Source organism: Brevibacillus choshinensis (genome assembly GCF_001420695.1).
Taxonomy (GTDB): domain Bacteria; phylum Bacillota; class Bacilli; order Brevibacillales; family Brevibacillaceae; genus Brevibacillus; species Brevibacillus choshinensis.
Genome location: NZ_LJJB01000010.1, coordinates 899,629 through 923,369, shown reverse-complemented (window position 1 = coordinate 923,369; position 23,741 = coordinate 899,629). Strand labels below are relative to the sequence as shown.

The following is a 23,741-nucleotide window of genomic DNA, read 5'->3' as shown; positions in this document are numbered from 1 at the left end:
CAGCCTGCTTCGTTCATTATGACGGGAGCTGCTATCGCTGTCTCCAGCCAATTGGTTTACTACCAGACCAACCAATTTGTATAATGGACTATAGAAGAATCGAAAGGGGGTACGACATGCTCACGATTGACTGGAAGCCTGACAAATCATCTGATATCCCAGTATACATACAAATTGTTTCTTACATAAAAAGGAAGATCGCTGCAGGGGAGTGGCCGGTGCATAGCACATTGCCAACACAGCGCTCTTTGGCACAAGCCTTTGGAGTAAACCGCAGCACCGTCGTGACGGCATTGGAAGAATTGAAGGCAGAGGGCTTGATCGAGTCAACGGTGGGGAGTGGGACAATCGTCAGCAATAACACGTGGTCGTTGCTTACGACTGCACCGCCACCTGATTGGCTGGGTTATGTTCAGGGAGGGATTCATCCTCCCAATATACCGACCATTCAGGATATCAATCGTTTCGAACCAGACCCGAGCTATATTCGATTAGGGACAGGGGAGCTGTCGCCACAGCTGCTGCCGACGAAGCAAATGGAAGACATCTTGGGTGGTTTACGTGGAAAAATGACGCATCTCGGCTATGTGGAACCAAAAGGGCTGCTGCCGCTGCGGGAAGAAATCAGCCGTTACTTACGGACGCGCGGAGTAGAAGCTTCTCCTGCTTCCATTCTCGTCGTCTCCGGCGCCTTGCAAGCACTGCAGCTGATTTCTCTCGGCATCCTCCAAAAGGGCTCCGCAATCTTACTTGAGCAGCCGTCGTATTTGTATTCACTACCGTTGTTTCAAACATCGGGTATGCGTTTGGTTGGGGTGGCGATGGATGAAGAGGGAATTCGTCCAGATGCCTTGGCAAGACAAAAACAGGTTCATAATGGGGCATTGCTCTACACGATACCCTCGTATCACAATCCGACAGGAATTCTCATGACCGAGCAGAGAAGAGAGCAGGTGATGGCTGCTTGCGCCAGGGAAAGACTGCCGATTTTGGAGGACGACGTCTACGGGGAGCTGTGGTTCGATCAGCCTGGACCTTTGCCTTTAAAATCGCGTGATCAAAACGGTCAGGTGCTCTATTTGGGAAGCCTTTCTAAAACATTGAGCCCTGGACTTCGCATTGGCTGGATTGTCGGGCCGGAGCCAGTCATCGAAAGATTAGCTGATGTGAAAATGCAATCCGATTACGGGGCCAGCAGCTTATCCCAGTGGGCAGCGGCAGAGTGGCTGTCCACTGGAAAGTACGTACAGCATATGATCGGCATTCGCCATGCACTACGGGAGAGGAGAGATCATGTAGTCGAGCTCTTGACCCGATGGTTTACTGATCTCGCAGAATGGGAGGTTCCGTCTGGTGGTTTCTACATTTGGCTGAAGCTGCGTCACGCTGTCTCCATGCGTACTTTATTCACCAAGGCGTTGGCAGCTGGAATTTTGCTCAATCCTGGCTATGTATACGATCAATCCGACAGCCACCACTTACGGCTGTCCTACGCTTACGCGGATGAGGAGCAGCTGGAGAGAGCGTTATCTGTATTGGCCGGACTGCTGGAGTCATAGAGAAGGGACACCCAGACTGGATGTCCCAAAATAGTGTAGCTTTCTATCAATGATAGGGGAATTGAGTAGAATATCCACTAAATTGCTGATAAGTCTGTTGCAGCTTTTGTTGCTCTGCTGCCTCCAGTTTGTACCAGCCTTTGCGAAACATCAATTCATACGCTTCGCGCTGGCTTTGATGAGTCTCGTTCAGGATTTGCAGGAAGTCTTGATGTAGCTGTTGGTGGCTCGCTTCCCAGACCGCCACATTGAGGCTGTCTGCCAAGTATTTGCACGTGGTCAGACAGTCGTTCATATAATCACGGTCATTCATTTGCGGGCCCTTTACCTGTGGCAGCTGAGCTGATTGCGGATTGGCAATTTGGTTTTGATTTGGCATCCGAATTCCTCCCTTACTGCATTTGAGGTTGCTGTTGTTGGGATTGGGTCTGCGGGATAGCAGCCATCACTGCGGTATTGTTATGTTGGAGATGAGTCAGCAATTTTTGATAGTGCTGCTGATGCATACGCCCGACTTTGTCCAGACATTGCTTGACCTCTGGATCTGTGGCTTGCTGTGCGAACGAATGCAGCTTTTTAAAGGCATCCAACTCCCATGACAAAGCATCCTTCAGATAGCTCAAGTCCTTGGTCGTAATGACACGTGGCGGCTCAGGAATCGGTGCTTGAGTAAAAGGCGCGGAAGACATGATGGTTGGCATCAGACTTCTCCTTTCAAGTGGGGATACACATATAGGATGATCAACAGCTAAACAACTATCCTCTGTGGATTACAGGCAAAAAAAAAGACCAGGCTGTTTAGGCCAGGTCAAGAGCGGTTCGTTTACACATTGGCAATTTCCAGACCAGCGATCTTAACGTCGATACTGGCAGGGGCGATATTGAGGCAGTAGCTTGTTTCTTTGTACAAAGCGTGCTGGATTTCCTTTGCCAGGGCTGGGATGTCTGCGCCGTAAGGGAGCTTTAGGGAAAGCGTCACCTGTATTCGAGGTAGATCTTCGAACGTATACTCCGTTTTCTGAATCTGGTTCACTTCTTCAAAATCGTTGCAAGCACCTTCCACGATTTTGCGTAGTACTTGTGGATGAATGACGATGCGGCCTCCGGAAAAAGGAGGGTGAACCACTGTTGATTCGCCAATGACTTCCTTTTTGGAAGAAAAGATTTGCTGTGCTGACGAAATGAGGCGTTGCAAGAAATCTTTTTCCACTTCCACGCGGGGGATTGGGATGACATGCCTGCCCATCGTCTCGCGAACGTAACGTGCAGCCTCGATTTCTTGAGGAGGCTTGATGGATTCGATGGGAATGTACTCGATTGATGATGTTAGCCCCAGCGCCTCTACGATGCGTTCGATCATCCGACGAGAAGTGCCGAGGATGAGAATACGGCCTGGCTGCAGCTGCTGCAGGGTACGACGAACGTCAGAAGCATGTTCGTCGTAATGGAAGATCGCTCGTTTCACTGCCTGAATTTTGGTCTTCTCATATTTGGCGGAGGTCCCAGCCACCTTGCGACCTTGGTATATGAGGATACCATCGTCGATGATGGCGTCTATGTTCATTCGATGTGCAAGCTCCAGAGCACTGGAGCTTTTTCCTGTTCCGCTAGTGCCGTACAAGGCGTAGATTTCCATGGGTACCTCCTTCGGTGATGCTGTCCTCCTAGTATACATGACAGGCAGAAAAGCAAACAGCTACTGATAAGCGGCGCCCATTTCCCGCGAGCGTTCCGTAGCGCGCAGGATCGCAGAAGTAACGGCCTCCTGGAATTGATAAGATTCTAGCACTTCCAACCCCGCTTGCGTTGTTCCACCAGGGCTGGTGACCTTTTTACGTAGTAGAGCAGGTTCTTCGCGGGTGTCCATCAGCATGTGTGCGGCACCAAGCAGAGTTTGCAGCGTCAGCTGACGCGCCATTTCTCTGTCCAGACCAGCAGTTGCCCCAGCGCCCATCATCGCTTCGACGAGGTAGTAAATATACGCAGGTCCACTCCCGGAAAGGCCCGTGACGATATCGAGCTCTTCTTCAGCGACTGTATAGACGGTCCCGATCGCTTCGAACAAGCGAGTGGCGAGCAAGAGCTGATCTTCCGTAACAAATTGATTGGCCGCGAGACCCGTTGCTGACAAGCCGACGGCGGAAGACGTATTCGGCATGGTTCGGATGATCGGGCAGTTCACTCCCAGCCATTCTCCGATCAAGGTGGTGGAGACTCCGGCGATTACGGAAATCACCAATTGACCGGGATGGACGGAACCAGCCAGTTCCTTGAGCGCTTCTGCCGAATCCTTTGGCTTCATCGCCAGGATCAGAATATCGGCTGCCTTGATCACATCCATCTTTTCATGGGTAGTATTCACCCCGTATGTTTCTGTCAACAGATCCAGTCTCTCCGAATTGCTCCGGTTGGTTACGTAGACCCGATCGGCGGAGAAAAGTCCTTTTTTCAAAATGCCGGACAGCATCGCCTCTACGATGGAACCTGCACCGAGAAAGCCAATTCGTCCTTCGATGGAACTAGCTTGGTGATTGTTCATGGTTGATTCCCTCCTGTTGGACTATCTGATTTGTCCGGTTCCACGTACGACGTATTTATAAGAAGTCAGCGCCGGCAAGCCCATTGGACCTCGCGCATGAAGCTTTTGGGTACTAATGCCGATTTCCGCGCCAAATCCGAATTCACCACCATCTGTGAAGCGAGTAGAAGCGTTGTGGTACACGGTAGTAGCATCGACTGTGGTGAGGAAACGTTGTGCCGATTCGCTGTCCTCTGTGACGATCGCCTCAGAATGTCCGGTGCTATGACGCTGGATGTGATCCAAAGCATCAGTCAGGCTATCGAAGGTGCGTACAGCCATGATGAGTGTGGAGTACTCGGTATCCCAATCTTGAGCGACGGCTTCTTTTAGCAGGTCTGCCAGATCAGCGTGTAGGGCTCTAGTTTGTTCGCAAGCACGCAGCTCCACTCCAGCAGCCAGTAATTGTTTGAGAAGCGCCTTTTGATGGGCCAAAGGCCAATCATGGTGAAGCAAGAGGGTCTCAGCAGCATTACAGACAGCAGGACGGCTCGTTTTTGCATTGAGGACGATCGCCTCTGCCATCTCATAGGAAGCGTTGTAGTCGACGAAGATGTGGCAATTACCTACGCCTGTTTCCAAGACAGGCACACTGGACAGCTGGAGGACTCGTTGGATTAATCCTGCACCCCCGCGTGGAATGATGACATCGATCAAGCCGTTGGCCGTACACAAAATATCGACAGAAGCATGCTCTGCATAAGGGAGGTATTGCACAGCTTCAGCAGGGAGGCCACTCGCGGTCAAAGCGGTGCGAATACTCTCCACTAATGCCAGATTGCTGTGTACGGCGCTATAGCTTCCGCGTAGAACGATGCTGTTTCCTGTTTTCAAGGCGATCGCAGCAGCATCGATAGTGACGTTTGGGCGGGCTTCATAAACCATGCCGATCACGCCGAGCGGGACTCGGATTTGTTCCATGATGAGACCGTTTGGCCGTGTCCAGCGATCGAGGAGCTGACCTACTGGATCTTCTTGTTGAATCAGCTGCTGCAGCCCGTCGACGAGATCTCGGATGCGCGCAGGCGTCAGTCGAAGTCGATCCAGGTATGAGGCAGGCTGAGCATCGGCCTGGGCACGATCCAAGTCTTGTTCATTCGCTGCCAAAATAGCGGCTTCATCTGCTAGTAGCTGTTCTGCGATCAAGCTCAGTGCGTTGTCTTTTTGTGCCCGACTGAGCAAGGCCATTTGACGAGAGGCTTGTTTAGCAAGCGTTAGTTGTTCCAGCACTTTTGTTTTCAAGTTTTCCATGATTTCCCCAGCTCCTTTTTTCTCTCTACAAGACATGTATGTTTTCTCAAGCTTGGCAAAAGCCAAGCTGCTAAAAATCAAATGCTCTGTGTCCATTGATCGCGATGGATCACAGTACCGCTGCGTCGCGACAGGCCTGCAGGGGATAAAAGGCCCTGCAATTCATCTGCGGCATATCGACTAACACCGCGCCCGATCAACGTGCCTTCGCAATATACTTCGATGACTTCATTCGGGCCAAAGCTTCCAGCAACATCTCTCACACCAGCCAAGAGCAAGCTGCTGCGTTTTTTTAGGATGGCTTCTGCTGCACCTCCGTCGATGGTGATGGAGCCACGAATAGGGGAGTGCAAGGCGATCCATTGTTTTCGTGTAGGCAGTCCAGCAGTTGCAGGCGCTTCCGGATGGTAGCTGACATAGGTTCCGTTGCCAAAGCCATTTAGCACATCGAGCAGATCTGTCGGGTGATTCAATTTTCCGATAAAGCTGGGAATGCCCAGACCTTGTGCCGTCTTGGCGGCGATCAGCTTGGAGCGCATGCCTCCTGTGCCTAGTTGGGAGGCGCCACCAGCGAGTGCTTCTACATCTTCGGTAATTTCCTGCAACGAGGAAATGCGTTTGGCATCAGGGTTGTTGCGTGGGTCCTGGTCGTATAATCCGTCGGTGTCCGTAAGAATCATGTAGAGATCAGCATGCACCAAACCAGCCACCAAAGCACCCAGCATATCGTTGTCACCAAATGTCAGCTCGGCCACGGAAACCGTGTCATTTTCGTTGATAATCGGCAAAATGTTTTTATCCAACAGCAGCGACAATGTCTGAAAAGCGTGCTGGTACCGTTCGCGATGGGAAAAGTCGCCCCGGGTCAAGAGGATTTGCGCCACGCTAAAGCGATGGGCGGCAAACATTTGCGTGTAGGTTTGCATCAGCAGACTTTGCCCGATAGCAGCAGCGGCTTGTTTGGCAGCCAGCGTTCGCGGGCGTTGCTGGTAGCCGAGGCTTTGATAACCGCTAGCGACAGCCCCGGAGGAGACTAGCACCACCTGATGTCCCGCTTCTCGCAATTGACTGACAGCCGATACGAGCAATGTCATCTTGTTTCGATCAACACCGCCACTCGCTGCTGCCAGTGAGCTGCTTCCTACTTTTACGACCAACCGCATTTTGCCCTTTTTCATCTTCGTTCCTCCTGGTTCCAGACAATATTAGAAAACTTGGCTGCACTTATACTTTCATCCTTTATCGCGTCAGTGAAGTTAAACTTCCGGAAAGTAAAAAAAGCCCTTTCGTCTCTTTGATAAGGACGAAAGGGCATATGACCTCCGCGGTACCACCTTATTTGACGTCTCAGGCATGAAGCATACTCCAGCCAAGGGGACGTCCGGCTCTCTTTCTTTGATAACAGGTGAAAGAAACCTGTCCAGGTCATCCCTGGATGCTCTAGGGTGGGTTCAAACCGATTCATGCGCGAAACCTCTCAGCCGGTGGATTTCGCTCTCTGGACCTGAAGGGCGGTTTTACTGTTCCCCGTCATTGCCGATCACTATGTGCTTATTAATTAACTATTATTCTCTTGTTGCCAGAGAAATGTCAAGGGGATTTATTGAAATTGCTCACTGCCATATGCGCCCACTCTGGATTTGATTTCAAATCGCTTCGTCTTGGCATCGCGAATGAGTTGGTAACGAAGTGTACGGTCTGTGGAGAAGGCCGGAGTGGTCACATCATCTACCATAACGCGGAGCTCGCCATTCGCTTTTTGGACGTTGGTATTGCGCACGGAAATCAGGACGGGATAATCGGTTCGCGGGATTGATACGTATACCTTTTCCTTTACGAGCTTGGTGGACATGTTGTCGTACATCGCTTCGGCGAGCGGCTTGCTCCAGAAACGCGAAAAGTACCTCACAATTTTGTCCTTGCTGTCAAAGCGCTTTGGTAGCTCCCGATAGTTGATGCCGTCCTCGATAACGTTTTTGCCTTTCGCGTTGTCTGCTGCGGAATAATACACTTCTTCTAGCAAGTGTTCGGCACGATTCAAATAGAGGACAACGTCCATTTTGTTGTCGCCCATTTTCTGAATGGCGGATTGTTTGGGAGGCTTACTCTGCGTTTTTGCCTTTTCCTCTTTGGAGGGTGAATTGCAACCGGAGAGAAGCAGGAGGAGTGAAAGTAGGAATATCCAGTTTTTCCAGTTGTTCATACGTGCATCCCCTTTTGGTTTAACGTAAGCGCACGGGCTTTCCTGTTAGCGTGTGTGAGGTGGGAGGCAGATAGCCATGTAAACATTTTCCTAGGGCAGAGGCTACCCTACTTTGCACCTCCATGGAGAGCAAAAAGGAAACAGGATGGGGGTTGTCTCTCTCTGCGATTATGTCTATCATGGAGAGAGTTGTGCAGATCGAAATAATTGAGGTGGAAATAAATGTTTGGATTTGGAAAAAAGGCAAAGAAGCCGGATGGGATCGATATTTTGATCATCAAGGCAGACGAAGCAAAAAACCGTAATATTTATCAAGTAGCTTTTCCAAGCCTTGTGGCAAATGACATTTTGTCGATGCTGCAAAAATTAGAAAAGTCCAAGTTGAACACGCAAAATGTGCTCGGGGAAATTGGTGGTTTCCGCATCGTGACTCATCTGGAAGCTTTGACCGGCTATGATGTTCTCGATGACGCTGACATCGAAGCTCACCCTGTGGAAATTCAGGATTTTGCAAATATGCTACTGCGTCGTCTGGAAGCCTTGGATGAGAATGGAGATCTCGGGGAATCAGAAGACCTCGCCTTCATCATGGGCGAATTGACCATGCTGCGTGATGGTAGCTTCGTGCCACAAACCTAAGTCTATACGGTTGCGAAAAGAGCTGTAGGATCGCCTACAGCTCTTTTATTTGATACAAAGATAGGGATATAAACATAGCGGAGGCGGGGAGAAGCAGGTTTCCGATCTGCGCTCCGATCTACACCCTGCGAAGAAGATTTGACTGTCCGCTCCACAACGATTCACGGGGAAGCGCTAAAGCAGTAGCCGCTTCGCAGGGAACACAGAGGTACCGTTTCTTGATCCCGTGAATTCGTTGCTCCGCTAAGCTAGGTTCCGAAGTCGCTCCGCCTGGAAACCTTCTTCTCCCACGAGCTTTTGTGGTTTCAAGCCACCTGTTTTCGTGGAGATTCAAGGAATTAAAAGATTATTTATTCCAATTTAGAAGAGCCAAGGCTGGCCAAGGAAAAAGGAGAAATAAGCGGAAGATCTTAGGAACACCAACCAAGGCGCATTGGAAAAAACGAAACACGATCTTAAGCGTCCACCTCTGAGGAACTCCCTGAGACGGCTGCTTTGGACGCGGTTTCGTTTTTTACTTGGAGCTGGACAGGGATGACCTCCAGTAGGAGTTCCTACGAAGCTGGAGCGTTTTCTCCTTTTTTCCTCTCCTCCACTACAGTTTGATTGACTACCAAACTAAATAATTTGGGCGCAGGTTTTCTTAATTCACGAATAACCCGCAACCTTTCATCGTTTTGGGTCGTATAGTTAAGTGGAGGGTTGGGAGGATAAGGAAATTGAGAAACAACAGGAGGGACACAATGATTGAACTGAAAGGCGTGACCAAGAGCTATAACGGCACCACGAAAGCGGTCGACCAGTTGGATTTGACAGTCCCCAAGGGTGAAATTTTTGGGTTTTTAGGTCCAAATGGTGCAGGAAAAACAACGACCATTAAAATGATTACGGGAATTATCCGGCCAGATCAGGGAGATATCACGATCAATGGAAAGCATATCGAAAAGGATGCATTGGCAGCCAAGCGCCAGTTTGGGTATGTTCCCGACAGCCCCGACCTTTTCCTGAGGCTGAAAGGACTGGAGTATCTCAGCTTTATGGCAGATATTTACGAGGTACCACAACAGGTGCGAAAAGAGCGGATCCAACTACTCGCCGAGCGGTTTGATATGACGGATGCACTAGGCGATACCATTCAAAGCTACTCGCACGGGATGCGACAAAAAATCATGATCATGGGCGTTCTCGTTCATCATCCAGAGGTCTGGATTCTGGATGAACCACTGACGGGACTGGACCCTAAATCATCCTATACGTTAAAAGAAATGATGCGAGAGCATGCGGACAGCGGCAGGACCGTATTTTTTTCCACGCACGTACTGGAGGTCGCAGAGAAGCTGTGTGATCGGGTCGCGATCATCAACAAGGGAAAAATTCTCTTTTGCGGTACCTTCCCGGAAATGCAGCAGCATTTTCAGTCTAATCATTCCTTGGAAAGCTTGTTCCTGGAGTTGACCAAGCATGAATAAAATATGGCTGTTGACTAAAATTATGCTGAAAAATGCTGGGCCAGCTTGGGGAGCAAAAAAGGGGAGCGGTTGGAAGAGCGCACTGATTCTGTTTGCCATTGCAGTAGGTATTCTGCCGATGATGGCGGCGTTGGTCGTTTTTGTAGCAGGTCTATATGACGGTTTGGCACAGGTCGGACAGGAGAGTGCCCTACTTGGGCTAGGGGTAGCAGTTACTTCCTTGGCTATCTTCATTCTCGGCATTGTGTACGTAATGACTGTCTTTTACTATTCGCAGGACGTTGAGCACTTTTTGCCAATGCCGCTCTCAGCCAAGGACATTCTCGGTGCCAAATTTCTCGTTGCTCTGTTATACGAATACATGACCTCTTTGATCATGATCGTGCCTATTTTCATTACATTCGGAGTCAAAAGTGGGGGAGGAGTCCTCTACTATCTCTATGCCTTGCTCGTGTTCATCGCATTGCCGGTCATTCCCTTGACGTTGTCCTCTATCATCGTCATGTTGTTCATGCGCTATACGAACTTCGGCAAAAGCAAAGATCGCTTTCGCTTGATCGGAGGTCTGCTCGCAATCGCGTTGGCTGTTGGATTTCAGGCGTTCATTCAGCGACAAACGAGTGGTACAGGGAATAATCTTGAACAGGTGCAGCAAATGATTGCGGCCGGTGATCAGGGACTTTTAGGCATCGTGACCCAGCTCTTTCCGGCAAGTAATCTGGCAGCGCTGGCCATGTTTGAAAGCAGCGCCTGGAGTGGCCTCGGTTATCTCGTTGCATTTTATGTAGTAGCTGTCGTCGGTTTCGGGTTGTTCACTTTTGTGGGAAACCGATTGTACTTTGCTGGAGTCATGGGGATCAGCGAATCCAAGTCCAAACGAAAACGGGTCGAAGAGTCTGCGTTCCAAAAGGGTGTAAAAGCTCGTCCAGTTTGGTTGGCGTATGCGGTCAAAGAGTGGAAAATCCTGTGGCGAACACCTGCCTTTTTCATGAATTGCGCTCTTTCCAGCATCTTCTTTCCGCTATTTGCTTTGATTCCGTTGCTTAGCCGCAGTGATAGTGCCGAAATGTTGGCGGGACTGAGCGATTGGCTACAGGGCGAGCAAGTAGGCGGCATCAGCCTGGCGTTTGCGTTTGCCGCATTTGTGGTTCTCGCGGGAACAAACAGTACGTCGATCACGGCGATCAGTCGGGAAGGTCAAGGATTTTTCCTGAACAAGAGCTTGCCTATTCCTTATGGGCAGCTCATTGTAGCCAAACTCATCCCCGGGACCATTCTCACGGTATTCAGTATGGCCCTGTTGGTAGTTGAGGCCGCCTGGTTCATCAAGCTTTCCCCTCTCTTCGTCATTCTCGCCCTTGTGGTAGGAATACCGGGTATCATCTTTATTAATTTGCTCGGAATCATGGTTGATTTACAGATGCCCAAGCTGAGCTGGAGCTCGGAGCAGGAAGCGGTCAAGCAAAACCTAAATCCACTGTTTTCGATGCTTTTCGGAGCCGTGACAGCAGGGATTTGTATTCTCGCGGCTTTCTCACTGGACAGCTCGATGATCGGTATGGGGCTCAGTCTCTTTATTTTGTTTGCCCTGCTGGACTATGTGTTGTACCGGTATTTACTGAAAAAAGGACCAATCTGGATGGAAAAAATGGATAGTTAATCCATGACCGAGTAGGAAAAGCCGCCCTTTTACATGGGGCGGTTTTTTTGTTGTTGAGAAGACGAAGAAACCCGTAAAAACCATGGTGCAGTATGGTTTTTTGATGCAAAAAGGCTAAATGCTGAGGACGTTCCTCCCGATAAAAAGAAGGAGAAGTTTTACGTGAATGTTTGAAAAAAAGGATGGAAATGGAAGTTCATATTTGGCAGAATGAAGTGAATAGACTAAAAAGGTGAAAAAAGAAGTACGTACAGAAAGGAGAAAAGAATCGTCATGATAAAGCGGATCATTGCAGGTTTTCTCATGGCAATGCTACTGGTACAGAGCGTGTTTACTGGCAGTGTGAATGCAGCCAATGCTTTTAACGACATCAGTGGCCACTGGGCACAAAAGTCTATTAATGAGCTAGCAAGTCTCGGCATTGTAAAAGGCAATACAAAGAAATTGTTCTATCCGGATAGCCCCATTTCACGAGGTGAGGCCCTCGCCATGTTGAATCGGGTGTTCGAATATGTCTACGGACCCGTAGCCAAGCCGGTACGAAAAGAGAATATCGACTATCGTTACCAGCCTCGTTGGGAAATCGAACAGCTACTGACCAACATGAACACGATGCTTCAGATTGAAACAGGAGTCATCGGAGAGTACGATCCAGGAGACAGGATGCTCTACTATCTGTTTCTGTCTGATAGTGGAAAGCTGATCAAAAAGCCCGAGAAGCAAAATCCGGAGTGGTGGTTGTCTTCTTCTGCATTGCAACGGCCGCTGTCGAGGGAAGAAGCGAGTGTGATCTTCTTCCATATGCTCACTCCGCAAATCTTCCGGACCGCCAATATCAAGCCACAGGACGCAGCCTCTTACTTCACGAGCTATTACGAGTGGAAGAAGGAAAGCTATTATCGGGATACATACTCTCCTTATGCGACAGCGATTCGGGAGTTCAACCTGTTTACATCGCCGACAACTTTCAATCCAGACAAGAAGATGACACGAGCGGAATATGCAGTCGTACTGAAGCGTCTTCTCGACTATTACAAAAACCAGGCCGTGCTTCAATTCCAAGCAAAGGGAGTTCCACAACAAAAAATTTCTACCGCTTTCTTGCGGGCAGCCAATCTCGCCTTTGAAACGAAAAATCAGGCAAAGCTGCTCAAATACTACACGCCAGCAGCCCTGACCAGCATGGGCAAACTGGGCCTGGTTCCGCTGCACACCGATCTTACCGGACTGACGGTAAAGGTAGATGAGACGGACGGGAAAAAATTGTGGCTGATTGCGCAATACAAGGTCGGTTTAAATGGAACCGATCAGATCGAGTATCGACTGGATCCAGACCCGACGAGCACCTATGGGCGCAAAATAGCCGCTGTAGTCATGCAAAAATAACGAGAGCAGGGCATCCGGGTAGACGGATGTCCGTTTTCTTTTTAAGAAACACAACAAAGCATTTTTCTCCTTTTTCCGCCCTAACACGATTGCAACTGACAGAATTTTCGATTACAATGAAAATGAACGGTGATTCAGTTGGTGGATACGAAGCATCTCGTGGCGAAAAGTAAGGGCCGAAAAGGGATGTCCTTTTTTACACCCACAAACTGAATGAGCATTCATTCAATTAAATACATGAGCTGCTGCTGACAGGAATATCTATGGAAAAGGAGAAGTTATAGGAATACTCTGCTTGTCTGAAAATTAGGCATTTGCTGTAGCGTCATTTTTGTATCGAGGAGGATATGTAGATGGAACGCAAAATTCGCAAGGCGGCCGTACTGGGTTCTGGCGTGATGGGGGCAGGAATTGCAGCACACCTGGCCAACGTAGGAATCCCCACTTATTTATTGGACATTGTGCCGCGTGAACTGACCGCTGAAGAGAGCAAAAAAGGACTGACACTCGCAGACACAGCTGTGAAAAACCGCATGGCACAAGCGGGTAAGGATCGGCTGTTAAAGGATAAGCCAGCTCCGCTCTACGATAAAAAGAACCTGGATCTGATTACAGTAGGCAACTTTGACGACCATATGTCTGCGCTATCAGGGGTCGACTGGATCATCGAAGTGGTAGTAGAAAATCTGGAGGTAAAGAAAAGCGTGTTTGCATCGGTGGAAGCTCACCGCAAGCCAGGCACGATCATCTCTTCCAACACATCAGGCGTATCCATCAATGAAATGGCAGAGGGCAGATCGGATGACTTCCGAAGGCATTTCCTCGGCACTCACTTTTTCAACCCACCTCGTTACTTAAAGCTGCTGGAGATTATTCCGGGTGATGACACGGATCCTGCAGTAGTAGACTTCATGATGAATTTTGGTGAGTATGTACTCGGAAAAGGGACCGTGCTCTGCAAAGATACACCCAACTTCATCGCAAACCGCATCGGTACATATGGGCTCCAAGTTTCCATTCACGAGCTCGTGCGTCTCGGCTTGGGGGTCGATGAGGTAGACGCCCTCACCGGTCCTGTGATCGGACGTCCAAAGAGCGCCACGTTCCGCACACTTGATGTGGTCGGGCTCGATACGTACGTACACGTAGCCAACAACGTGAAAAACAAGAGCCAAGACGAGCAGGAAAAAGCGGTATTTGAAGTGCCGCCGTTCGTTTTGCAAATGGTCGAGAAACGTTGGATTGGCCAAAAGGCGGGTCAAGGCTTTTTCAAACAAGTAAAATCGGCGCAAGGCAAGGAAATCCAGGCGCTTGACATCAATACGTTGGAGTATCGTCCGAGTGTCAAAGCGAATTTCCCGTCCCTCGATGCTGCCAAGACAGCCAAATCGTTGCCAGAGAAGCTGAAGACATTGGCATACGGCAAGGACAAAGGCAGTGAATTCGTCTGGAATGTTTTCAAAAAGGTCCTGCTGTATTCCGCTGAAAAGACGCACGAAATCACGGATGATATCGTAGCAGTCGACCAAGCGATGAAATGGGGCTTTGGCTGGGAGCTGGGTCCATTCGAGACGTGGGATGCGATTGGGGTAGAGAAGTCAGTCGCTCGCATGCGTGAAGAAGGGGAGACGATCCCGGCACTGGTAGAAGAACTGCTCGCGAGTGGCAAAACCTCTTTCTATCAAAAGAAGGAAGGTGGAGTAGCAGCGTTTTCCATCGGCGGCGTTTACAAAGACGTCGAAGAGAAAAAGGAAAAAATCAATTTGGTAGCATTGAAGGAGCAAGGTAAGCTCATCCGTAAAAATGCGGGCGCAGCTCTGATCGATTTGGGAGACGGGGTAGCCTGCCTGGAGTTTACTTCTCCGAACAATGCACTGGGTCTGGATGTTTTGCAGATGGCGAATATCGCCGCAGAAGAAGTACAGAAAAACTTCCTCGGCCTCGTCATCGGCAATCAGGGCAAAAACTTTTGCGTCGGGATGAACCTCGCGATGGCATTGATGGAAGCACAGGATGAAAACTGGCTCGAGCTCGACATGCTCGTGACCAATTTCCACAAGGCAGCACGGGCGCTGCGCTACATGCATCGTCCAGTGGTGGCCGCACCTTTTGCGATGACGCTGGGTGGCGGTGTGGAAGTGGTTTACTTGGCAGACAGAGTACAGGCGTCGGCTGAGACGTATCTCGGTCTGGTAGAGGTAGGGGTAGGTCTCTTGCCAGGTGGCGGCGGTACCAAGGAAATGCTGTTCCGTGCCATGGAAAATGTGCCGGAGGGTGGCAGTGTTCCCGTCGATTCGTTTGCGTTCGTTGCGAAGGCATTTGAGACGATCTCCATGGCAAAAGTATCGACTAGCGGCCAGGATGCGATCAATCTGGGCTACCTGCGACCGACCGATCGAGTGAGCGTCAATCCGGACCACCTGCTCTATGATGCCAAGCAGCTGGTGCTTGCGATGGATAAAGAAGGCTATACGCCACCGGCACCTCGCAAGATCCGCGTCATTGGGGAGACTGGCTACGCCAACCTGCGCCAGAATGTGTACGCGATGAAAAAGAGCGGCTATATCACCGATCACGATGAGCTCATTGTGAGCAAAATCGCCTATGTCATGTCGGGCGGCAATGTTCCTGCGGGTACGGAAGTGACAGAGGAGTACATTTTGGAGCTGGAAAAGCAAGCGTTCCTGGAGCTGATCAAGACCCACAAATCCCAGCAACGGATGCAGCACATGCTGACCAAAAACAAGCCTTTGCGCAACTAATCCGTCAGGCAGGACATGTAGTTCACAAGTGAGAAGGAGGCAAAAAAACGATGAGAGAAGCAGTTATCGTTGCAGGTGCCCGCACCGCAGTCGGTAGAGCAAAGCGAGGCAGCCTGAAGGACGTACATCCGGTTGATATGGGGGGAGCGGTCGTCAGCGAATTGCTGCGCCGCGTCCCGCAATTGAATCCGGCAGACATAGAAGATGTAATCATGGGAACAGCCACACCAGAAGCAGAGCAAGGTATGAATATGGCACGACTGGTCGGTCTCCGCGCCGGTCTGCCGACCAGTGTAGCGGGCGTCACCATCAACCGCTTTTGCTCGTCCGGTCTACAAAGCATCGCGTATGCCGCGCAACAGATCATCACGGGTAGCGCCGATGTCATTGTGGCGGGGGGCGTGGAGAGTATGAGTCTGTTGCCGATGACCGGCCATAAAGTAGCACTCAACCCGACATTGGTTGAGACAAAGCCTGAGGCCTACATGGGAATGGGACATACGGCGGAGGAAGTAGCAAAGCGCTACAACGTATCCCGGGAAGATCAGGATGCTTTCTCCCTGCAGAGCCATCAACGAGCAACGGCTGCTATCGCATCGGGCAAATTCCAGGATGAGATCGTGCCGATCACAGTGAAGCAACACTCCTTTGACGAAAAAGGAAAGCTGCAAATAAATGAAAAGGTCTTTCAAATCGATGAGGGACCACGTCCGGATACAACGCTGGAAGCATTGGCGAAGTTAAAGCCCGTATTCCACGTACAAGGCTCCGTCACGGCAGGAAATTCTTCGCAAACGAGTGATGGTGCAGCCGCTGTGCTAGTCATGTCCGCAGAGAAGGCAGCTGAGCTGGGTGTAGAACCGATCGCTAAGTTCCTCTCCTTTACGGTGGGCGGGGTAGACCCGGATGTGATGGGAATTGGTCCGATCGTGGCAATCCCCAAAGCATTGAAGCAAGTGGGGCTAAGCATCGAGGATATCGATTTGTTCGAGCTGAATGAAGCCTTTGCTTCCCAAGCCGTTGCGGTGATTCGTGAACTGGGACTGGATCCGGAAAAAGTGAACGTAAACGGCGGAGCGATCGCTTTGGGCCATCCGATGGGGTGCACGGGAGCCAAGCTGACGATCTCCATCATGAATGAATTGAAGCGTCGAGGTGGAAAGTACGGTGTCGTCACTATGTGTGTCGGTGGCGGTATGGGAGCGGCTGGCGTTTTCGAAATGTTGTAAACCATAAAAACCAACCATCTATATTCTATAAAGGAGCGGGATTGCAATGGCAGATACCAAAGAATTGATCCGTGGTGGGAGCTTTCTGATTGATGCAGGTTCGGCAGACGATGTGTTCGTGCCGGAAGAGTATACCGAAGAGCAAAAGATGATCGCCAAGACGACCGAGGACTTTATCAACAAAGAAGTGCGCCCGCATCTGGAAGAAATCGAGAACCACAACTTTGAGATCTCCGTGCGTTTGCTGAAAGAAGCAGGTGAGCTCGGACTCCTCGCTGGAGATGTGCCAGAGAAATACGATGGGTTGGGGCTGGATAAGGTCAGTACCGCACTGGTGACAGAGAAGTTCTCGCTAGCACGCGGTTTTGCCCTCAGCTATGGGGCACACGTAGGGATTGGCTCGCTGCCAATCGTGTATTTCGGAAACGACGATCAAAAGCGCCGCTATCTGCCAGACCTCGCCTCTGGTGCGCGGATCGCTGCTTATTGCCTGACAGAGCCAGGCTCCGGTTCAGATGCACTCGGTGCCAAAACGACTGCTACGCTGTCTACTGACGGTACGCATTACATCCTGAACGGGGAGAAACAGTGGATTACGAACGCAGGTTTTGCGGATGTATTCGTGGTCTATGCGAAAATCGATGGGGATAAATTTACGGCCTTTATTGTGGAGCGTACCTTCCCAGGCGTATCATTCGGTCCGGAAGAGAAAAAGATGGGGATCAAGAGCTCCTCGACTCGCACCGTGATTTTGCAGGATGTTCCCGTACCAATAGAAAACCTGCTGGGAGAGCCGGGCAGAGGTCACGTCATTGCGTTTAACATCTTGAATGTGGGTCGTTACAAGCTGGCGGTAGGAGCAGTGGGTTCCGCGAAACGTGCATTGGAGATTGCGACGAACTACGCCAAGGAGCGCAAGCAGTTCAAGACACCAATCGCGAACTTCACGCTGATCAAGAACAAGCTGGCCAACATGGCTTTGAAAACATACGCGGCAGAAAGCTCGGTTTATCGCACCGTTGGATTGTTTGATACGGCCTTGACTCGTTTGGGTGAAAAAGCGGACGAAGGACCGGAAGTAGCGAAGGCTATCGCTGACTACGCCATCGAGTGCTCCATCAACAAAGTATTTGCTACCGAGGTACTGGATTACTGTGTGGATGAAGGCGTACAAATCCACGGTGGATACGGCTTCATGTCCGAATACGAGATCGAAAACATGTACCGCGACTCCCGGATCAACCGCATTTTCGAAGGAACCAACGAGATCAACCGCTTGCTGATTCCAGACACGTTGGTGAAAAAAGCGATGAAGGGAGAACTGCCATTGCTGCAAGCAGCTGCGAACCTGCAGCAAGAGCTGATGAGCTACTATCCGCAGGAGATTGAAGATGCGCCGCTGGCTACGGAAAAGCACCTGATCGACATGACGCGCAAAATCATTCTGATGGTCGCAGGCTCGGCGCTGATGAAGTACCAGCAAGCTATCTCCAAAGAGCAGGAGCTGCTGGCATTCGCGGCAGACATGCTGATTGAGCTGTATGCGATGGACAGCATTGTGAAGCGTACAGAAAAAGCCGTCGCTGCGAACGGTCTGGAAAACGAACAGCAAAAGCTGGATTTGACTACCGTTTACGTGCAGGATGCATTTGACCGCGTAGAAGGATGGGCCAAAGAAGCACTAGCTTCGATGGAAGAAGGAGACGACCTGCGTCTGCGACTGTCCATCTTGAAAAAACTGACGCGCCGTACGCCTGTCAATACGGTGCATCTGAAACGCACCATTGCGGATCGCGTAATAGCCGCGGGAGGATACACAGTGTAACATATACTCGACGATGATAGAAAGGAGCTGGGGGCCGCCCCCGGCTCCTTTTTTCTCCCCTCTCCCTGCATGGACAGTTTTGGCAAAAACGCATGCATAATTTGGGAACTGGTCACGAACGCTAATAGAACCATACAACAGCAGCAAGGAACGTGCCCATATGAATAATAATTTGAGAGGGTGGCTGAGAGGGAAAAAAGCATTTCACCGAGGAGATGTACCTCTGACTGCTGGTTCTTCCCGACTCATCAGCGAACATATAGCGGAAAACATCGAGGAATTGCAGCGGTTGTTTACTCTGACACCAGACTTGATCATTCGTAAATTTGAGAGCAGGTTCTCGGAAGGCACAATCGCTCTGGTCTTTCTCGAAGGACTGGTGGACAAGAATTCTCTCAATAACAATGTGCTCCGGCCGCTTTTGTCCACTGAAAATCAAGGGAGCAACAGTATCTTTGACCTCTTATCCGTGGGCAATATATCGAGCATCAGCGACTGGAACGCTGTCGAGAGTGCCGTTCTGCAGGGAAGCAGTCTTTTATTTGTGGACGGGAAAAAAGAAGTGTGGGTCATCGAAACACACGGATGGCCGCAACGGGCGATAGAAGATCCGCAGATCGAAGCCTCTTTGAAGGGTGCGCATCAAGGCTTTGTCGAAACAGGCGTACAAAACATTGCCCTAATACGCCGCTATATCCCCAACCGTGAACTGAAAATAAAGGAGCATATGATCGGTGAAAGGGGCACGTGCAAGATCTCCATCATGTATTTGGCCGATGTCGTGCATCCCGAAGTATTGAAAGAGTTGGAGGACCGGCTTCTACAGGTTAAGGTCGACTCGATTCTCAACACAGGGGAATTGGAGGAGTTGATCGAGGACAATCCCTTCTCTCCGTTTCCGCAATTTATCTTAACCGAGCGGCCGGATTCCGCTGCTTCCCACATTTTGCAGGGAAGGATAACCGTGGTGGTGGACCGTTCACCCAGTGTATTGATCGGGCCGGTGACATTTACCTCTTTTTTCCAAAGTGTAGATGATTACAGCACGCGCTGGCCAATTGCCACATTTCTGCGGTTGCTCCGTTTGTTGGGCTTTTTTGTCGCGACATTTTTGCCTGCGCTCTATATCTCGCTGATTTCCTTTAACTATGAGGTGATTCCCTTAGAAATGATGCTGTCTATCGGCGAATCGAGAGAACGCGTTCCTTTTCCGCCGCTTTTAGAAGCCTTGCTAATGGAGATTACGTTGGAAATGCTCAGGGAAGCAGGGGTCAGGCTTCCCGCTCCGATCGGGCAAACGGTCGGGATCGTCGGGGGCATTGTGATTGGTCAAGCGGCCGTACAGGCGGGCATCGTGAGCAATATCATGGTGATTGTGGTCGCCTTCACCGCAATTTCGTCCTTCATTATTCCGAGTTACGATATGGCTTCTGCGATCAGGCTGATTCGTTTTATGATGATGATCATCGCCGCCATGTTTGGGATCGTAGGGATTACGATCGGGATGATGACATTGATTGGGCATCTGATCGCGCTGGAATCGCTGGGAACGCCGTACGGCAGCCCATTGGCGCCGATCAGATTTTCCGATTGGAAAGACATGTTCGTCCGTTTGCCGCTGTGGGTAATGAAAAAGCGGCCGGTGAGTACGCGAGCTGTCCAAGCAAAAAAAATGGGGTCAAACCGTCCAAAGGGTGATGGCAATTGAGAAAGTATGCATTCAATGAGATCACCCTCTTGCAGTACATTTTTTTCATTCACGTGCTGCAAGTTGGCTTGGGAGTATTGACCATGCCTCGTGAATTGGCGGAGTCGGCGGGGACGGACGGGTGGATTTCCATCCTGATCGGCTGGGCGATAGCCAACGCGGCCAGCTTGATCATCATTCAAGTGATGAAAAGGCACCCAGAGGCAACGATCATTGAGATTGTGACATTCTACTTCGGCAGATGGATCGGAGGGGGGATAACCGTTCTCATCGCCCTTTACTTTATTGTGGCTGCGATAATCGTACTCTTTTCCGCAATTTCCCTCCTCAAAGTGTGGGTGTTGACACATACACCCACCTATGTCATCGTCATCCTGCTTATGATTCCAACGTATCTCATCTTGCACAGCAACCTGCGAGTCCTCGGCAGATACAACGAATTGGTATTTTACCTCTCTCTCTGGATGCCGTTCTTGCTGGCGATGACATTACGGGAAAGCCACTTGATCCATCTGCTGCCTGTCTTGAAAGATGGGTGGATGAAAGTGCTGCTTACGGCCAAATCGACGGTGCTTTCTTTTTTTGGGTTTGAAACGGCGTTTTTTTTGTACCCGTTTCTGCAAAAGAAACAAGCGGCTTCCATCGGCATAGTCATTGCCAATACATTATCAATGCTGGTTTTTCTGTTTGTAACCCTTGTCGCTTTCGCTTATTTTAGCCCGGATGAAATTACCCTGTATACGTGGCCTACACTCAGCTTATTGAAAGTGATCGAAATCCGGTTTTTGGAACGGGTTGATATCGTATTTCTCTCTGTATATATGTTTATGCTTTCCACCACATGGATTCCCTACATGTTCTTTGCCCTGTTCAGTACAAGCCAGCTGCTGGGAAAGCAAGATCATAGCGGGCCATTGAAGGTGTTTGCGTGCCTCACCATCGTACTCTCATTCTTCTTTGATCCTTCCTTTATCCAGCTTGAGGCCATGACGAAAATGTGGAGCAAATATGGTTTGATTTTCGCCTATGCATTCCCTCTTTGCTTATGGATGTACGCATGGATGCACGATCTTTTTCACAGGAGGAGGCAAACCGGATGAGACGGCGGCTGATCATCATGCTTTTAACGATTCTCATCGTGTTCTTGTCTGGGTGTTATGATCGCATGGATTTGGAGGATGCCACCCTGACGTTGATGATAGGCTTGGATGTGGATGACAAAGACAATTTGATCGTATATATGTCAAGTCCTGTGTTTAGCAAGGAGGCGAAAGAAAAATCAGAGGAATTCGCAGTGAAGACGAAAACCTTACGTCAATCGAGAAGCCGCTTCGATTCGATGGTGACGGCTTTAACCGTTGCCGGGAAGGTTCAGGTCATTCTCCTCGGTAAACGGCTGCTGCAGCACCCGGACTGGTTTTCCCTTCTCGACGTGATGTTTCGCGATGCCAAATTTACAGTGAACGCGAGTGTAGTGGCCATTGACGGTAAACTCTCAGAGGTCTTTACCTTCCATCCCAAGGATAAGCCCCGGCTTTCCCTTCATTTGACGAAGCTGATTGATACGGCACACGAGAGAAACATTACGGTAAAAACGTCCGTGCAAGAGCTGCATCGGCAAATGTATGAAAAGGGGATGACGCCTTCCCTTACCCTGATGAAAAAAGAGAAGCAGATGGAGATTAAAGGGACGGCGCTGCTTACTGAAAAAGGGACGTACGCTACTATGGTTCGTCTTAAGGAAAATGTGCTTCTGGAATTGGTGCAGCGTGGAGTGAAGGGAGAGATGTCACTAACCATACCCATACGTGAGAAAGAAAAGAAGCAGGGACTTGTGAAACCGAGACTTAGCTTTTTTGTGAAAAAGGCGTCAACCAAAATAAAGCCGACATATGACGGGAATCGATTTCATTTCGACGTCAAGATGAAAATAAATGTCGCTATATCGGAACGGCTATTTTCGTTTGATGTAAAAAATGAGCACAAACGACTGGAGAAGATCATCAGCGACGAGATGAAAAAGGAGATCGAAAGCCTGTTGAAAAAATGCCAAAAGCATAAGGTGGATCCAGTCGGCTTTGGCATATACGCCCGGGCGTATCAGTACGAGGCATACAAACAGGTGGAGAACGATTGGACGAAGGCATTCTCGCAGGCTGACATCAAGGTGTCAGTGGAAACAATCATTAAAGGTAACGGGATCGTTAAGTAAAGACGAAACGAAAAAAAGTCACCCCAGGGCAACGCGGCTCGGGGTGACGTCATTTGCATGAAGGAATGTCGGTATTAGTAGATCGCTTCCCAGCCTGCAGGAGTAACGAACAGGCGGATTGCCTTGATTTTGCGATCATCCATCAGCGTGAAGTAATGGCGGAAGTTCGGCGGTACGGAGATCAGGTCGCCTGGCTCCAGCTCGACGTCAAAGTAGCGGCCGTCGTTGCCTTTGATCGCGAAGATGCCGTGGCCGTCTACGCAGAAGCGGCACTCGTCATCGGTGTGATGATGCTCGCCTTTAAATTTGACGAGGAGCTCATCCAGATTTGGTGTTTTGTCGGACAGGACGATGATGTCAGCAGTCAAATAGCCACGACGTTCACTGATCGCATCGATTTGGGGCTTGAACGTATCCAGAATTTCTTGCTTCTCTTCGTCAGTAGGGCTGTAGTTGTCGCGGTGCTTTGGATCGAGACGATCTACTCCCCATTTTTCATAAATGATCTCTTGCGTATCCAAGAAAGAAATGACTTCCTCTGCAGAACTGATGCGCTCATTGTTGTCGTGAAAACGAATTTGTGCCATCGTTCAAATCCTCCTTAATTTGTGGTTGTAGTGGACACGACTGCTTGACGCAGCTGCAGCAAGCGGGCGTGGTACTCAAACAGGAATTCAAATGCTTCGAGGTGACGCTTTGCCTCGAAGTCGTTTCCACCCCACGCGTAAATGCCGTGGTTGCGGATCAGCACGCCGGGAACTTCCGGAGTGAGCACTTTCTCGATGGCAGCAGCCAAGGTCGGAATATCGGCAAAGTTCTCAACAATCGGAACCGTGATCCGCGCGTTTTCTTCCCAGATGCCGAGACCTTTGATCAGCTCCTGTCCCTGGATAGAGAAGGCGCGCTGGCCAAAGTACAGCTCCGAGATGAGATTGTTCCACACCGTATGGACGTGGAAGCAAGCACCAGCCTGTGGAAATTTTTTATATACCACGGCGTGGATCAGTGTTTCGGCGGAAGGTTTGAGTGAAGTCGAATCCACCGGGCGGGAGTTTCTGTCCACTACCAGATAATCTTCCGGGGAAAGCTTGGTTTTGTCCTTGCCGCTAGCGGTCACCGCAAATTGCAACGGTTCACTTTCTATTTTAATCGAAAGGTTGCCGCTGGTGCCGGGGAACCAGTCCCGTCGGGCAAAAGTCAGTTTGGCATCATCCAGACGGCGAAACGCGTCCAGACGTTGTTCAAATGTGGCACTCATGG

20 protein-coding genes are annotated in these 23,741 nt (G+C 50.0%); 11 read left to right on the top strand and 9 right to left on the bottom strand.

Annotated elements, in window-relative coordinates; translation table 11 throughout:
* The first annotated feature begins 116 nt into the window (after positions 1 to 116).
* The gene (locus AN963_RS14665) at positions 117 to 1,559 is read left to right on the top strand and encodes an aminotransferase-like domain-containing protein (RefSeq protein ID WP_055745297.1); all 1,443 of its coding nucleotides are present in this window, start codon (positions 117 to 119) and stop codon (positions 1,557 to 1,559) included.
* A 46-nt stretch (positions 1,560 to 1,605) separates the two neighbouring features.
* Here the strand turns inward: AN963_RS14665 and AN963_RS14660 are convergent, their stop codons facing one another.
* The 7 genes from AN963_RS14660 to AN963_RS14625 all read right to left on the bottom strand — a co-directional run bounded on the left by AN963_RS14660 (position 1,606) and on the right by AN963_RS14625 (position 7,591).
* Positions 1,606 to 1,938 (bottom strand): spore coat protein, encoded by a 333-nt coding sequence (locus AN963_RS14660; protein ID WP_055745296.1) that lies wholly within the window; start codon positions 1,936 to 1,938, stop codon positions 1,606 to 1,608.
* A 13-nt stretch (positions 1,939 to 1,951) separates the two neighbouring features.
* Positions 1,952 to 2,260: a ferritin family protein gene (locus AN963_RS14655; RefSeq protein ID WP_055745295.1), complete on the bottom strand. Its 309-nt coding sequence runs from the start codon at positions 2,258 to 2,260 to the stop codon at positions 1,952 to 1,954.
* Between the two features lie 122 nt (positions 2,261 to 2,382).
* Positions 2,383 to 3,195 (bottom strand): hypothetical protein, encoded by an 813-nt coding sequence (locus AN963_RS14650; protein WP_055745294.1) that lies wholly within the window; start codon positions 3,193 to 3,195, stop codon positions 2,383 to 2,385.
* A gap of 60 nt (positions 3,196 to 3,255) precedes the next feature.
* Positions 3,256 to 4,098, bottom strand: a complete 843-nt coding sequence (gene proC, locus AN963_RS14645; RefSeq protein ID WP_055745293.1) for a pyrroline-5-carboxylate reductase — start codon at positions 4,096 to 4,098, stop codon at positions 3,256 to 3,258.
* A gap of 21 nt (positions 4,099 to 4,119) precedes the next feature.
* A complete protein-coding gene (locus AN963_RS14640) occupies positions 4,120 to 5,388 on the bottom strand; it encodes a glutamate-5-semialdehyde dehydrogenase (protein ID WP_055746319.1) in 1,269 nt (422 codons plus the stop codon).
* A gap of 77 nt (positions 5,389 to 5,465) precedes the next feature.
* A complete protein-coding gene (gene proB, locus AN963_RS14635) occupies positions 5,466 to 6,566 on the bottom strand; it encodes a glutamate 5-kinase (protein WP_055745292.1) in 1,101 nt (366 codons plus the stop codon).
* Positions 6,567 to 6,988: 422 nt separating this feature from the next.
* The gene (locus AN963_RS14625; protein WP_055745290.1) at positions 6,989 to 7,591 is read right to left on the bottom strand and encodes a hypothetical protein; all 603 of its coding nucleotides are present in this window, start codon (positions 7,589 to 7,591) and stop codon (positions 6,989 to 6,991) included.
* 222 nt (positions 7,592 to 7,813) lie between these two features.
* Between AN963_RS14625 and AN963_RS14620 the strand changes: the two genes are divergently transcribed.
* From AN963_RS14620 to AN963_RS14575, 10 genes are all read left to right on the top strand, one after another.
* Positions 7,814 to 8,230: a hypothetical protein gene (locus AN963_RS14620; protein WP_055745289.1), complete on the top strand. Its 417-nt coding sequence runs from the start codon at positions 7,814 to 7,816 to the stop codon at positions 8,228 to 8,230.
* Between the two features lie 743 nt (positions 8,231 to 8,973).
* Complete coding sequence (locus tag AN963_RS14615; RefSeq protein ID WP_055745288.1) at positions 8,974 to 9,699, top strand: ABC transporter ATP-binding protein; 726 nt, start codon at positions 8,974 to 8,976, stop codon at positions 9,697 to 9,699.
* Positions 9,692 to 11,359 carry a putative ABC transporter permease subunit gene (locus tag AN963_RS14610; RefSeq protein WP_055745287.1) on the top strand — a complete coding sequence of 556 codons (1,668 nt, stop codon included), beginning with the start codon at positions 9,692 to 9,694 and terminating at the stop codon, positions 11,357 to 11,359. The genes AN963_RS14615 and AN963_RS14610 overlap by 8 nt, the downstream gene beginning before the upstream one ends.
* Positions 11,360 to 11,632: 273 nt before the next feature.
* Entirely contained in the window at positions 11,633 to 12,745 is a 1,113-nt protein-coding gene (locus AN963_RS14605; RefSeq protein WP_055745286.1) for an S-layer homology domain-containing protein, read from the top strand.
* A gap of 353 nt (positions 12,746 to 13,098) precedes the next feature.
* Positions 13,099 to 15,507, top strand: coding sequence for a 3-hydroxyacyl-CoA dehydrogenase/enoyl-CoA hydratase family protein (locus AN963_RS14600; RefSeq protein ID WP_055745285.1), 2,409 nt, complete (start codon positions 13,099 to 13,101; stop codon positions 15,505 to 15,507).
* Positions 15,508 to 15,557: 50 nt separating this feature from the next.
* Positions 15,558 to 16,736 (top strand): acetyl-CoA C-acetyltransferase, encoded by a 1,179-nt coding sequence (locus AN963_RS14595; RefSeq protein ID WP_055745284.1) that lies wholly within the window; start codon positions 15,558 to 15,560, stop codon positions 16,734 to 16,736.
* A 46-nt stretch (positions 16,737 to 16,782) separates the two neighbouring features.
* Positions 16,783 to 18,561: an acyl-CoA dehydrogenase family protein gene (locus AN963_RS14590; RefSeq protein WP_055745283.1), complete on the top strand. Its 1,779-nt coding sequence runs from the start codon at positions 16,783 to 16,785 to the stop codon at positions 18,559 to 18,561.
* Positions 18,562 to 18,721: 160 nt separating this feature from the next.
* Positions 18,722 to 20,269, top strand: coding sequence for a spore germination protein (locus tag AN963_RS14585; RefSeq protein WP_055745282.1), 1,548 nt, complete (start codon positions 18,722 to 18,724; stop codon positions 20,267 to 20,269).
* Positions 20,266 to 21,369, top strand: a complete 1,104-nt coding sequence (locus AN963_RS14580; RefSeq protein ID WP_055745281.1) for a GerAB/ArcD/ProY family transporter — start codon at positions 20,266 to 20,268, stop codon at positions 21,367 to 21,369. Before AN963_RS14585 ends, AN963_RS14580 begins: the two co-directional genes overlap by 4 nt.
* The gene (locus AN963_RS14575; RefSeq protein WP_055745280.1) at positions 21,366 to 22,481 is read left to right on the top strand and encodes a Ger(x)C family spore germination protein; all 1,116 of its coding nucleotides are present in this window, start codon (positions 21,366 to 21,368) and stop codon (positions 22,479 to 22,481) included. Before AN963_RS14580 ends, AN963_RS14575 begins: the two co-directional genes overlap by 4 nt.
* A 74-nt stretch (positions 22,482 to 22,555) precedes the next feature.
* Here the strand turns inward: AN963_RS14575 and AN963_RS14570 are convergent, their stop codons facing one another.
* Both AN963_RS14570 and AN963_RS14565 read right to left on the bottom strand, forming a co-directional pair.
* Positions 22,556 to 23,068, bottom strand: a complete 513-nt coding sequence (locus tag AN963_RS14570) for a 1,2-dihydroxy-3-keto-5-methylthiopentene dioxygenase (protein WP_055745279.1) — start codon at positions 23,066 to 23,068, stop codon at positions 22,556 to 22,558.
* 14 nt (positions 23,069 to 23,082) lie between these two features.
* Complete coding sequence (locus AN963_RS14565) at positions 23,083 to 23,739, bottom strand: methylthioribulose 1-phosphate dehydratase (protein ID WP_055745278.1); 657 nt, start codon at positions 23,737 to 23,739, stop codon at positions 23,083 to 23,085.
* Positions 23,740 to 23,741: the final 2 nt, after the last annotated feature.